Source organism: Candidatus Dormiibacterota bacterium (assembly GCA_036495095.1).
Lineage (GTDB): Bacteria > Chloroflexota > Dormibacteria > Aeolococcales > Aeolococcaceae > CF-96.
On record DASXNK010000024.1, the window covers coordinates 48,615 to 61,662 of the forward strand.

The 13,048-nt window shown below is 74.0% G+C and carries 12 protein-coding genes; 11 read left to right on the forward strand and 1 reads right to left on the reverse strand.

Annotation, left to right across the window (positions count from 1 at the left end; all coding sequences use genetic code 11):
- Nucleotide 1: 1 nt before the first annotated feature.
- Genes VGL20_02505 through VGL20_02545 form a run of 9 tightly spaced genes read left to right on the forward strand, consistent with a single transcriptional unit; the run spans nt 2 to nt 10,775 of the window.
- Nucleotides 2-1,075, forward strand: coding sequence for an MlaD family protein (locus VGL20_02505; protein HEY2702538.1), 1,074 nt, complete (start codon nt 2-4; stop codon nt 1,073-1,075).
- A gap of 2 nt (nt 1,076-1,077) precedes the next feature.
- Complete coding sequence (locus VGL20_02510) at nt 1,078-2,127, forward strand: MlaD family protein (GenBank protein ID HEY2702539.1); 1,050 nt, start codon at nt 1,078-1,080, stop codon at nt 2,125-2,127.
- Between the two features lie 11 nt (nt 2,128-2,138).
- Nucleotides 2,139-3,365, forward strand: coding sequence for an MlaD family protein (locus tag VGL20_02515; GenBank protein ID HEY2702540.1), 1,227 nt, complete (start codon nt 2,139-2,141; stop codon nt 3,363-3,365).
- 2 nt (nt 3,366-3,367) lie between these two features.
- Nucleotides 3,368-4,513, forward strand: coding sequence for an MlaD family protein (locus VGL20_02520; protein HEY2702541.1), 1,146 nt, complete (start codon nt 3,368-3,370; stop codon nt 4,511-4,513).
- The gene (locus VGL20_02525; GenBank protein HEY2702542.1) at nt 4,510-5,712 is read left to right on the forward strand and encodes an MlaD family protein; all 1,203 of its coding nucleotides are present in this window, start codon (nt 4,510-4,512) and stop codon (nt 5,710-5,712) included. Before VGL20_02520 ends, VGL20_02525 begins: the two co-directional genes overlap by 4 nt.
- A 2-nt stretch (nt 5,713-5,714) precedes the next feature.
- Complete coding sequence (locus tag VGL20_02530) at nt 5,715-6,845, forward strand: MlaD family protein (GenBank protein ID HEY2702543.1); 1,131 nt, start codon at nt 5,715-5,717, stop codon at nt 6,843-6,845.
- Nucleotides 6,846-6,878: 33 nt separating this feature from the next.
- Nucleotides 6,879-9,302 (forward strand): MMPL family transporter, encoded by a 2,424-nt coding sequence (locus VGL20_02535; GenBank protein HEY2702544.1) that lies wholly within the window; start codon nt 6,879-6,881, stop codon nt 9,300-9,302.
- A complete protein-coding gene (locus VGL20_02540; protein HEY2702545.1) occupies nt 9,295-9,867 on the forward strand; it encodes a hypothetical protein in 573 nt (190 codons plus the stop codon). The genes VGL20_02535 and VGL20_02540 overlap by 8 nt, the downstream gene beginning before the upstream one ends.
- Before the next feature lie 5 nt (nt 9,868-9,872).
- Complete coding sequence (locus tag VGL20_02545) at nt 9,873-10,775, forward strand: alpha/beta hydrolase (protein ID HEY2702546.1); 903 nt, start codon at nt 9,873-9,875, stop codon at nt 10,773-10,775.
- On the opposite strand, the gene VGL20_02550 is transcribed toward VGL20_02545, so the two are convergent.
- Nucleotides 10,772-11,071, reverse strand: coding sequence for a hypothetical protein (locus VGL20_02550; GenBank protein ID HEY2702547.1), 300 nt, complete (start codon nt 11,069-11,071; stop codon nt 10,772-10,774). The two genes, VGL20_02545 and VGL20_02550, sit on opposite strands and share 4 nt — an antisense overlap.
- 123 nt (nt 11,072-11,194) lie before the next feature.
- Between VGL20_02550 and VGL20_02555 the strand changes: the two genes are divergently transcribed.
- Together VGL20_02555 and VGL20_02560 are read left to right on the forward strand one after the other, a co-directional pair.
- Complete coding sequence (locus VGL20_02555) at nt 11,195-12,358, forward strand: GAF domain-containing protein (GenBank protein ID HEY2702548.1); 1,164 nt, start codon at nt 11,195-11,197, stop codon at nt 12,356-12,358.
- A complete protein-coding gene (locus VGL20_02560) occupies nt 12,355-13,002 on the forward strand; it encodes a response regulator transcription factor (protein HEY2702549.1) in 648 nt (215 codons plus the stop codon). The genes VGL20_02555 and VGL20_02560 overlap by 4 nt, the downstream gene beginning before the upstream one ends.
- Nucleotides 13,003-13,048: the final 46 nt, after the last annotated feature.

Here is a 13,048-nt window from a genome sequence, read left to right on the forward strand (position 1 = left end):
GATGCGACCTCGTCAGATCGGCATCGCGCTCGTCGGCGGCGTGCTCGGGCTGTCGCTCGCGCTCACCGGGTTCGTGGTCGCGAAGAACGGGCTCACCGGCACCTGGGACTACCACGTCAAGGTGCGGGTCACCGACGCCGACGGGCTGATCCAGGGCAACCGCGTGGCTGTCGCCGGGGTGCCCGCCGGGCGCATCCTCGACCTCCAGATCGGCGACCACTCGGCGATCCTCACCCTGGGCATCACCGGCGACGTCCGCCCGCTGCGCAGCGACACCACCACCAGCATCCGTCCCAAGGGGCTGGCCGGCGAGCGCTTCATCGAGCTGGTGCCGGGACAGCACGGCGCCCCGGTCGCCGACTACGGCATGCTCGCCAGCACCACCGCCAACCCGGTCGAGGTGGAGGACGTCCTCAACGCCTTCGACGCCCCCACCCGCGCCGGCCTGCAGAGCTTCCTCACCGACCTCGGCGCCGGCATGGCGGGCAACGGCGCGACCGCCAACCACGATCTCGCCGAGCTGCTCAGCCTCGTCGACCAGGCCCAGGGGCTGGCCACCACCCTGCAGTCGCGGGACGACAGCATCGGACCGCTGCTCAGCAACCTCGACACGGTGGTGTCGACCCTCGCCACCCTCCAGAGCAGCGGGGTCATCGACCAGTTCACCGGCAACGCCGCGACCGTGACCGCCGCGGTGGCCGCCCGCGACGCCCAGCTCCGCGACATGCTGTCGAGGCTGGGCACCGTGCTCGGCGAGCTGAACAGCGCCTTCAGCGGCCACGAGGGACAGTTCCGCGACGTGCTCGCCCGCCTCCCCGCGCTGGAGGCGAAGCTGCAGGGCCTGCTCCGGGCCACCGATCCCACGCTCACCACCATCGAGTCCAGCCTGCCGGACATCCAGCGGGTGCTCATCCAGCTCGCCGACGGGGTGTGGGCCCCCTTCTCCGACGCCAACCGGCTGATGGTGTCGGCGACCGCCGCGATGCAGGACCTGAGCCTGCCTCCGGGCACTCCGGCGCCGCCGGGCACGGCCACCAGGACGCAGGTGATGCAGTTCCTCACCGGGGGGCGCTGACGATGCGACCCGACCTCAAGCACGTCCTCCAGTTCGGCGGCTTCACCGCCGGGCTCACCGGCCTGGCGATGTTCCTCGCCTCGAACATGAACAGCAGCGGGCTGCCGTGGTCGCCCCGCTACCTGGTCAAGGCGGAGTTCAGCAACGCCGACCTGCTGCTGAAGGACCAGGACGTGCGCATCAGCGGCGTCCAGGCGGGCAAGGTCACCGAGGTCGACCCCGCCGACGGCGGCCACGTCGTCGTCACCATGGTGATCGACAAGAGGTACGCGCCGATCCACGCCGACGGGAGCGCCCGGGTGCGCCCGTTCACGCTGATCGGCGACAAGTACGTGGACATCGACCCGGGCAGCGCCGCCGCACCCGGGCTGCCCGACGGGGCGACCATCCCGATCGGCCACACCACCGTCCCGGTCGAGCTCGAGCAGGTGCTCCGCATCCTCGACACCGACACCCGGACGAAGATGAACCAGCTGCTCACCCAGGGCGGCGCGGCGCTCGCGGGCCGGGGCGAGACCCTCAACCAGCTGCTCCAGCGGCTGCCGCAGCTGGAGCGATCGCTGACCGCCACCCTGCTGGTCACCGACGCCAAGGTGCAGACCATCGACCACCTGCTGAGCGGCGCCGACAGCCTGCTCACCAGCCTGGCCCAGCGCCAGGCGCGGATCGAGAGCGCGGTGAACTCCTCCGACCAGCTGCTGGCGGCGCTCGCCGGCGACCGCGACGTCATCACCCAGACGATCACCACCGCCGACCAGAGCCTGGCGACGCTGGCGCGGGCGATCGCCGGCGAGGGCGCCGACGGCCGCGCCCTGGTGGCCAACGCCCCGGCGCTGCTCGACGAGATGCGCGGCTTCCTGCACACCGCCGACACCGACACCGTGGGGGTGAGCCCGCAGGCCGCCCAGCTCCGCGGTCTGCTGGCGCAGCTGCGCAGCTCGTTCAGCGCCCGCGACTCGCTCGGCTACTACGTCCGGGCCTTCGGCCGTGACGACTGCGCGACCACGGTCGCGGGAGGCCTGCCCCCGTGCAGCTTCCCGCGCGGGCACTGAGGAGGCCGGCGATGGCACCGTCTCAGGAGCCCCGCAACAGCCAGACCTGGTTCGACGAGCGGATCCACCTCACCCTCGCCGGCAAGACCGCGCTGATCGCGTGCTTCGTCGCCACCTGCTTCGCCGGCATCCTCGGGACCATCCACCTGATCGGCGCCCCGCTGCCGCTCACCTCCCAGTACCACGTCTCCGCGATCTTCGCCGACGCCGAGGGGGTGATCCCCGACAGCACCGTGACCATCGGCGGTGCCACCGCGGGCCGGGTCGAGGAGGTGAGCCTGACCCCGCAGGGGGCGAGGGTCACGATGCGGCTGCTCGACCGCTGGCAGAGCACCGTCCACCGCGACGCCACCGCGTCGATCCGCATCAAGAGCCTGCTCGGCGAGCACTTCGTGAACATCGATCCCGGGACCCCGGGGCAGCCCCTGCTCGCCTCGGACAGCACCCTCGCCCAGCGCGGCACCATGAGCGTGGAGCTCAACGACGTGCTCGGGATGCTCGACCAGCCCACCCGGGCGAGCATGGGCGCGCTGCTCGGCTCGCTGGGAACGGCGACGAACGGGCGCGGGGGCGACGTCAACACCGCCATCCGCGACCTGCGCACCCTGGTCACCGACATGCAGCCGCTGACCGGCGCCGTCGCCCATCGCTCCGATGACGTTCGCCACCTCATCGCATCGGCGGACGCGGTCACCCGCGACCTCGCCGCGCAGCAGGGCGACCTCGGCGGCCTGGTCACCAACGCAAGCGCCGCGTTCGGCACCCTCGACCGCGACAGGGGCTCGCTCCGTACCCTGATCGACAGCGGCGACACCCTCGCGAAGGAGTTCAGCAGCGTGCTCGACCCCCGCACCCAGGCGGGACTGCGCGACACCCTGCAGGGCGCCGGCCCGGCGCTCGGCCAGACCGCGGCGCTGGGCTCGACGCTCGCGCCCACGGTGGAGAAGCTGCGGCCCGGGCTGCCGAGCTACGTGGCCCTGCTCCCCGAGCTGCGCAGCACCTGGAGCGCGGTCGACGGCAACAACCACTACGTTCGCGTGCTCGTGCTCACCGGCTCGGATGCGATGAGCCAGCAGCAGAACGGCGATCGCCGTCCGGAGGCGGTGGTGACGCCGCCCGGCGGCCAGCCGGCCGCGCCCGGCTTCCCGCCCCGGCCCTCGGGGGCGCCGGCCGGCTCCGCCGTGGATCTCCTGCTCAGCGACTCTCCGCTGTGGGCGCTGCTCTTCGGAGGGATGTGAGGGTGCGCACCCTGCTCCGCTCCTCCTGGGGACAGGTCGTCCTGGTGCTCGGCGGCTTCGCGCTGCTGCTGGTGGCGGTGGGCGCGGTGATCGAGCTGATCTCGGTGCACGACCAGGGCGGCTACCGGGTCACCGCCACCATCGGCGACGTCAACGGCCTCTTCGACCACCAGACCGTGCGCCTGCACGGGGTCGAGGTGGGACAGGTCGACGACATCAGCCCCAACCCCAGCCGCGGCGTCGACGTCCGGCTGTCCCTCGACCCCACGTACGCGCCGCTGCACCAGGGGGCGCAGATCAGCGTGCGCTCGCTCGGGCTGTTCGCGGAGCAGTACGTGCGGATCGTCGACGGGCCCTCGTCGGCCGCACCGCTGCCCGACGGCGCGGGCGTGCCGATGTCGCAGACGGCGTCGGCGATCGGTCTCGACAGCGTCGTCGACACCCTCGACACCGCCACCCGCGCCGAGATCCGGACGCTCATCACCCAGGCGCAGACCGGGCTCGCCGGCGGCTCCGCGGCCGACCTCAACGCCGCCCTGCAGCAGCTGCACCTCGCCGTCGAGGCGCTCGACCCGGCGATGGCCAGCCTCTCCCAGCGCACCGCCGCGCTCGACACCATGATCTCCGACTACGACCAGCTCGCCACCAAGGCGGCGAGCGACCGCGCCGGCGTCGCCCGTGCGGTCGCCGACCTCAACCAGGGCCTGGCGACCTTCGACAGCCACGGCGGCCAGGTCGACCGGGCGCTGCAGCAGGCGGCGACCTCGATGACCACGGGCACGGCGATCGTGGGCCAGCGCATCCCCGAGCTGCGCGGCCTGTTCACCGAGCTGCCGGGCACGCTGCGCACGCTCGACTCGCTGCTCAGCGAGGTCAACCCGTTCCTCGCCAACCTCGAGCCGCTGGCGCCGCAGATCCGGCAGCTGCTGGTGGGGCTGCAGCGCACCGCGGCGGGCGCCGACCAGAACGGCAACTACATCCGGGTGCTGCCGCAGATGGGCGAGGCGAGCCTCGTCGAGAACATCCCCGGCGAGCAGTTCCCCGACCAGCCGTTCCCGCCGGGGACGGTGCCGTCGCCGCCGTCGCGCACCCCGGCGCCGCCGGGGGGCGACCCCAACGCCCGGCTGTGGGGGGAACTGTTCAAGTGATCACCGCACCCGCGCCGCGCGGCCCCCGGATCAGGACCCGGCTCTACCCGGTGCTGCTCACCCGCATCCCGCCGCTCTGGGCCGGCGTGGTCGGCGCCGTCATCATCGTGTTCGTCCTCTACCTCGTCTTCGCGGTGAGCCTGGCCCAGGGCAACCCCTACGCGCACCGCTACTCGGTGCACGCGCGCTTCGCCAACACGATCAACCTCGGCACCAACGACTTCGTGGAGATCCACGGGGTGCGGGTCGGCCGGGTGGGCGACCTCACCCCCGTCGACGGTCTCGCCGACGCGGTGCTGCGCATCGACGACTCCGGGATCCGGCTGCACGACGACGCCACCGCGACGGTGCGGCTGAAGAGCCTGGTGGGGGAGAGCTACGTCGAGGTGAACCCGGGCACCGCCTCGCGGCCGGAGCTCGCCGACGGGGCGCTGCTGCCGCCGGGGCGGACGGCCACGCCGGTCCAGCTCGACCAGGTGCTGAACACCCTCGACCCGGCGACGCGGTCGGCGCTGGCCGGCTTCCTCACCCAGCTCGGGAGCGGGGTGAGAGGACGCGCGGGCGACATCGCCGGCCTGATCCGGCAGTCGGAGCCGACCCTGGGCTCGACCGGGGCGAGCTTCCACGCGTTCGACTCGCCGCAGCTGGGCGAGCTGCTCGCCACCCTGCGCACCGACACCGGGGTGCTCGCGGACCGGTCGGCGGCCCTCGCCGGCATCTTCCGCAGCGGCAACGGCTTCCTCGGTGCGCTCGCGCCCGACACCGCCAACCTGCAGGCGGTGATCGGCGACGCCGCCGACACATTCGGCCGTCTCGACAGCGTGCTCCACGACCGCACCCAGGGGTTGGGCAGCACCCTCGCCGAGCTCGACGCGGTGACCCGCAACACCGATGCCCTCGTCGACCAGGCGCGTCCGATCGTCGACGCCCTGACCCCGCAGCTGCCCAGCTTCGCGACCTGGATGAAGGAGCTCGCCTCGGCCACCTCGCAGCCCGACGCCAACGGCTACTTCCTGCGCCTGCTGCCCCTGTTCGGGCCGGACTCGCCGAGCGGGATCGCCGGCGCCCAGGGGTCGCAGTCGCGCGCCGCCAGCCGCGGCGCCGCCGCGCCCGCGGCGCCGCCGGCGCCGCTGCCGGGGACGCCCCCGGTGCCGAGCAGCGTGCTCATGGGCATGCTCGACCTGGTCTACGGAGGCTGAGCATGCAGACCGGCAGCCGCTCCTACCGCACCGCCGCCACCGTCGCCGGGGCGGTGTTCATCGTGATCGCCGGCATCTTCCTGGTGCAGGTGTTCATCGCCGCGCTGGGGATGCGGGTGGTGCCGCCGCTCCAGGCGCCGTACCGGCTGAGCGCGGACTTCCCCGACGCGGTCGGCGTGAGGGTCGGCCAGCAGGTGCTGGTCAACGGCGCGGTGGTGGGACAGGTCCAGGGCGTCGACGTCCAGGACGGCCATGCCCACGTGCGCATGGAGTTCGACAGCGGCCGAAGCCCGGTCCACCGGGGGGTGACCGCGACCATCACCCCGACCAGCTCGGTGGGCCACCCGGTGGTGGCGATCACCGACCCGGGGATCGGCCCGCTGCTGGCCAGCGACGGCAACGTGGGGCTCGCCAGCACCAGCTCGCCGGTCTACGTCGACGACATCGTCTCGGCGATGACCGCCGACCCCCGGGCCGGGTTCCAGACGATCATGCGCCAGCTCGGCGCCGGGGTCGACGGCCGCGGCCAGGACCTCCGCGCGGTGACCGCGGACACCCGAGCGTTCCTCGGCGGGCTGATCCCCATCAGCCAGCAGCTGAGCACCGACAGCGGCCGGATGGCCTCCATCCTCGACCACAGCCACGCGGTGATGGGCCAGCTCGCCGGCTCGCACCTCGACGCCCTGATCGGCGACGCGGGGCGGTTCGGCAGCGTGGTCAGCGCCCAGTCGGCGCACCTCGGCCCCACCCTCGACTCTGCGATCGCCGACCTCACCACCCTGAACCAGACCTTCGCCGGCAACGAGCCGAGCGCGCTGGCCTCGCTGAGCAAGCTGCCCCCGGCGCTCAGCCAGCTGAACCAGACCCTGACCGACTTCCGGCCCTTCTTCGAGAGCGGCCTGCTGCCCGCGCAGGCGGACATCGACCAGCTGATCGTCGAGCTCCGGGACGGGTTCGGCCGCAGCACCGCCAACGGCCTCGACTACTGGAAGGTGCAGTTCGGGCTCGGCGAGCGCAGCCTGCTCGGCGGGCCCACCGGTGCCGAGGCCCCCGGGGCCGGCTCGCCGCTGGCCGCGGGCGGCGGTGGTCGGTCGCGCCCGGACACGCTCTTCTCGGTGCTCTTCGGCGGCTAGCGGGGCCGACCGGCTGTGTACCCTGGGCCACCCATGACCCGGATCCGTGGCCGCGTGGTCGCCGCCCTCCTGTTCAGCGTGCTCCTCGTGGCCGGGGCGATCGCGCTGGCACGGCACCTGGACCTCGACGCCGGGCCGCGCACCCTGGCGCCGGCGTCGTCGGACTCGGCCGACGCCACCGCCGAGTACGCGCGGCAGTTCGGCGGCGACCCGGTGGTGATCCTGGTGCGGGGGCCGTGGGCGACCACCACCAACACCCAGAACATCGTCACCCTCACCGCCCTCGAGGGCGAGCTGCGGAAGCTGCCCGGGGTCAAGCTCATCCAGGGGCCGGGCGGCCTGGTGTACACGGCGGCGAACGCCGCGCTCGGCCCCGCCCTCCAGCAGCTGCGGATCGACGCCAGGGCGGCGGGCGACGCCGCCCGCGCCGCCGCGGTGAAGGCCGGGAAGACCGCCGCCGACGCCGACGCCGCCGCCCGCGCCGCCGAGGTGGACACGCTCCACCGGGAGACCGCGGCGCTGCTCGACCGCTACCCGGCGATCCGCGAGACCGGGATCCCCAGCCTGGAGAACCCGCGCTTCGTCCACGCGTTCCTCTTCCGCTCCGACGGCGCGGTGAAGCCGCTGTTCCGGCCGCTCCTCCCCCGCCAGGGGGCGACCCTGGTGGTGGTGCGGCTCGAGGACGGCGCCTCGATGAACACCGTCCGCGCGGTCCGCGAGCGGGTGACCGGGTTCCTCGCCAGGTACCCGCTGAGCGGCGTCACCACCACCGTCGCGGGCGCCCCGGTGGTGTCCGAGGGGCTGGTCTCGGCGACGGTCACCGACCTGCGCGTCATCCTCCCGGTCGCCGCGGTGGCGATGCTGGTCATCCTGCTGCTGCTGCTCCCGGGGCTGCTCGGCCTCGTCCCCCTGCCGGTTGCCGCGATCGGCATCGCCTACACCTTCGGCGCGCTGGTGCTGCTGCGCCGGCCCACCACCCTGGCGGCGATCGCGGCCATCCCCATCCTGCTGGGCCTGATCACCGACTACGTGGTCCAGGTGAGCGTCGGCGGTGCCGCCGCCGAGGGGGCGCGCACCCCGGCCGAGCTGCTCCGCCGGCTGCCCGCGCTGCTGCTCGCCGCCGCCGCGACCGTCGCCGGGTCGCTGATCCTGCTGGTCTCGCCGATCCCGGTGGTGGGCTCGCTCGGCACCGTCATGGCCATCGGCACGGTCTGCGGACTGCTCGCCCTGCTCCTCGCCGGGGTGCCCGGGCTGCTGCTCCGGCCCCACGCCGCGGCGGGTCAGACCCGGGCGCCGCTGCAGCGGCTCACCTCGCGGCTCGGCGGCTTCGGGCTCCGCCACCGCGGCGCGGTCCTGGCCGTCGCCGCCGTCGCCGGGGTCGCCGGGCTGGCGCTGACCCCGCTGCAGCGCACCACCACCGACCTGCGCGACTTCGTCTCCGCGGGCCTGCCCGCGCTCCACGACCTCGACACCCTGGAGCGCGCCACCGGCGCCGGCGGCGAGGTGGACGTGCTCGTCGACTCCTCCGACAACGTGGCCGCGCCGGCGGTGGTGAGCTGGATGCTGGCGGCGGAGCGGCGGCTGCAGGCGCTTCTCCCCAAGGACGCTCCCCAGCCGGTCTCGCTCGCCGACCTGCTGGTCACCGTCAACCGCGGCGCCCCGCCCGACGCCCAGACCACCAACCAGATCCTGCAGACGGTGCCCGCCTACCTGCTCCAGGGGCTGGTCACCCGCGACGCCACCCACGCGGCGATCAGCATCGGCATCCCGCTGGCGCCGCTCCACGAGCAGGAGGCCCTGATCCAGCGGATGCGCGGCGCCCTGCGGCCGCCGCCGGGGGTGACCGCGCGCCTGGCCGGCGCCGCGGTGCTCGCCGCCGACGGTGAGGCCGGGGTGGCGCGGACCGGCCTGCTCGTCGACCTGCTCGCCCTCGGCGCGGTGGCGGTGGTGCTGCTGCTCACCACCCTGAGCGCCCGCCGGATGCTGGTCGCGCTGATCCCGATGGTGCTGGCCACCGGATGGACCACCCTGGCGGTGGTGGCGCTGCGCATCCAGGTCACCCCGATCACCGCGGTGCTCGGCGCCCTGGTCGTCGCTCTCGCGACCGAGTTCTCGGTGATCTGGTCGACGCGGTTCCGCGAGGCGCGCCGCGACGGGCTCGGCGCCGAGGAGGCGGCGGCGCAGACCTCGGCGCGCACCGGGTCGGCGATCGCCGTCTCCGGGCTCACCCTCTGCGCCGGGTTCCTCGCCCTCGCCGCGGGCAGCTCGCCGCTGCTGCGCGGCTTCGGGCTGGTGGCCGGGTGCGGCGTGGTCGCCGCGGTGGCGGCGGTGCTGCTGCTCTGCCCGCCACTGTGCGTTCGGCTGATCCGGGCCGAGCCGGCGGCGCAGGCACACCCGCTCCCCCAGGCCCAGCCCCCGGCGTTCACCCCGGCGCCCGCCGCCGAGCACGATGGCTGAGGCTCCGGAGCCCGCCGCCGCCGAGCCGCCGGCCGCCGCACAGCTGCGCTGGGACCTGGTGCTCCACGGCACCGCCGCCTACGTGCCCGCGTGCGTGGTGCTCACCCTGCTCACCTCCGGCGGCCGGCAGATCCCCCGGGTGCTGCTCCACTTCCTCACCCTCCCCGAGCCGATCACCGTGGCGGTCGGCTACGGGCTCGGCTACCTGGTGGTGCAGTACCGGATCCGCAACCGCCGGCCCAGCTTCCTGCAGTCGCAGGTCTTCGCCGGCTGCGTGTTCGTGGGCATGTACCTCGGCTTCGCGGCCTGCAGCGTGGCCTTCTCGCGCGGTCCGCTCAGCCACGCCTCGGAGACCGCGGTCGCGGCCGTGCTGGTCCCGGTCAAGATCCTCGCCGGCGGCCTTGCCGGGGCGGTCATGTACCCGTTCCTGGCGCGAAGGCGGTTGACCAGCCGCTTCTACAGTCCCACCCCGATTCCGCCCAGGTACGTCGCGCCCGCGGCGGACCCGAAACCGCGCAGCACCCCGGCGCGGAACCGCTCGAAGGCACGCTCGAGGAGGAGGTGACCGGAATGGCCACGCTGACCACGGACATCCGCCGCGTCCAGGCCAACGGGATCGACTTCGCCTACCTGGAGGCGGGCCCGGCGGACGGGCCGCTCGCCCTCTGCCTGCACGGCTTCCCCGACCACGCCCCCACCTGGCGCCACCTCCTCCCGGAGCTCGCGGCGGCGGGGTGGCACGCGGTGGCACCGTGGATGCGCGGCTACCATCCCACCGGCCTCGCCCCCGACGGCCAGTACCAGCTGGCCACCCTCTGCCTGGATGCGCTGGCGCTGCTCGACGCGCTCGGCGGCGACGAGCGCGCGGTGATCATCGGGCACGACTGGGGTTCGCTCGCCGCCTGCGGCGCGGGCATGCTCGAGCCCGCGCGGATGGCCCGCCTGGTCTGCATGGCGGTTCCCCAGAACGCCCTGGCGTTCCAGAAGGTGATCTCCGACTGGGAGCAGATGAAGCGCTCCTGGTACATGTGGTTCTTCCAGCTGCCCGGCATCTACGAGATGGCGATCAGCGGCGACGACTGCGCCGCGGTCGAGAACATCTGGCGTGACTGGTCGCCGGGGCTGGCGATCGATCCCGAGGACATGAGCCAGATCCGGGCCACGCTGTCGCGGCCCGAGGTGTTCCAGGCGGCGATGGGGTACTACCGCAACACCGTCGACGCCACCACCCAGTCCGACGAGCTCAACCTCGCCCAGCTCACCGTCACCTCCGAGACCCTGGGGACCCCGGTGCTGTTCGTCGCCGGCGCGGACGACGGCCTCTTCGTCCCCGAGGCCTTCCGCGAGGGGGCGGAGTACTGCACCGCCGAGTGCCGGGTCGAGGTGCTCGACGGCTGCGGGCACTTCATGCACCAGGAGAGGCCCGCCGAGGTCAACCGGCTGATCCTCGGCTTCATCGGCGGGGCGGGTTAGCCCCGGGCCCGCCTCCGGGCGGTGCGCAGCTCGCCGGCGAGCAGCACCAGCGCGATGAGCGCGATCCCTCCGCCGGCGACCCAGCAGAACACGGTGGCGCCGTGGCCGGTCAGGCCGCCCATGGTCATGCCCAGGTCGCCGTCCCGGAAGCCGCCCATGGTCATCGCGGCGTGGCTGTCGTGGATCCCGCCCATGCTCATGTCGCCGCCCATCGCTCCCGGCGCGATGTACTGCCCCAGCGCAGTCCAGAGCCCCCCGAAGAGGATGAGCAGCAGCGGAACGACACGCCAGCGCATGCCGTCGATTGTAGTCGGGCGGGGCGGGCAGAACCGACTCCAAGCTCCACCCCCCACCCCCAACAACGGCGCCGAGATCGCGGGAGGACCGAAACCGGCTGCGCGCGGTACTGTCAGACGGCTGTGACCGCGCCACCAACCCCCAACGGCTCCGCCATGGAGACGGTGCGTCTGCTCGCGGGGATCCTGCGGCACCTGAACAGCGGGGAGACGGCGCCGGCGCGGGTGGTGGAGGAGGTGGTGCGGGTCGCCTCCGAGCACCTGGGGTTCTCCCGCACCGCGCTCTTTGCGGTCGACCGCGACGGATTCATCCGCGGGCTCTGCGGCTACGGCGTGTCCAGTGACCAGATCCGCGCCGTCGCCGAGGCGATCCCGGACATCCCGGTGATCGAGCAGGCGGTGGTCTGCGGGCACACCGTCCACTCCGAGGACGTGCCCGCCGAGGGCTCGGTTCCCGAGCACCTCATCGAGACCTTCGAGCTGGCCTCGCTGACGGTGGCGCCGCTCTACTCGGAGCAGCGGCTGGTGGGCATCCTCTGCGCCGACCGCGGGGCCTCGGTCCACTACCCGCTCGGCGAGGACGAGCGGGTGATCGTCGACGCCTTCGCCAGCCAGGTGGCGCTGGCGCTGCGCATCGCCCAGCTGGTCGCGGAGGACACCGACGCGGCCCGGCAGAGCGAGCGCCTGCGCATCGCCGGCCGGCTGCACGACAGCGTCGCCCAGCTCTTCTACGTGATCGGCGCCGAGTGCGCGCGCGCCCGGGTGGGAGCGCCGCCGGAGCTGTCGCCGGTGATCTCACGCATCGAGCAGCTCGCCGCGCGAGGTGGCCGCGAGGTGCGCGGCGCCATCGACTCGATGGAGGGACTGGTGGCGGCCGACGGCGAGCCCCACCGGCTCGGCGAGCTGCTCGGCGGCCTGCGCGAGCTCTACCAGTGCGAGATCACCCTGGTCGGCGACTGGTCGCGGCTCGCCGTCGGCCAGGCGGTGTGGGACGTGGTGCTCGGCGCGGTGCGCGAGGGGGTGGCCAATGCGGTGCGGCACGGCTCGGCACGGCACGTCGTGCTCTGGCTGCAGGCCTCGCAGGACCGCCTGGTGGTCGAGGTGCGCGACGACGGCCAGGCGCGGCCGGTCGAGCCGCGCCCGGCTGGCGGCGGGTTCGGCCTGGCCGCGCTCCGTCGCCGCCTCGAGCCCCTCGACGGCGAGCTGCTCCTCGCCGAGAACGACGATGGCGGCCACACCCTGCGGATCGGGCTGCGGGGGACGCCCGCGGAGGCGGCGAAAGCGTGACCGTGCGGATGGCGCCCCCCGGCGGCGTGATGGTCGTCGACGACCACGCCCTGGTGCGTGCCGGGGTGCGCAGCTTCCTGGAGGCGGACGGCCGCTTCCGGGTGGCGGCAGAGGCGGGGAGCGTCGCCGAGGTGCGTGCCCGGCTCGAGACCCTCCCCGAGTCGGTCTCCTTCCTGGTGGTCGACATCGAGCTGCGCGACGGCTCGGGGATCGACGTCATCCGCGAGGCGCGGCTGCGCCAGCCGCCGCTCGAGGTGGTGGTGCTCACCGCCTTCCCCGACGCCCGCACCCTGCACCGCGCCCTCGCCACCGGCGCGCGCGGCTTCGTGCTGAAGGAGGCGGGGGGCGACGCCCTGGTCACCGCGCTGGCCTGCGCCCGCGACGGCCAGCTGTACCTCGACCCGCGGCTCGGCGGCGCCATCGCCACCGTGCTCACCATCCCGGACGACATCGCCCGCCAGGCGAGTGACCAGCGGCTGCTGTCGCTGCTCGCCGAGGGCCTCACGGACAAGGACATCGCCCGCATCCTGGGCAGGACCCCGTCGGGGGTCAGCCGCGACATCGCCGCGCTGCTCCACCGCATGGGTGTGAGCAGCCGCGCGGCGGCGGTGAGCCAGGCGGTGCGCACCGGGATCGTCGTGTGAATCGGGTACCGTACTGGCCGGTCAGGCCGCGGCGCCGGGGGCGGCG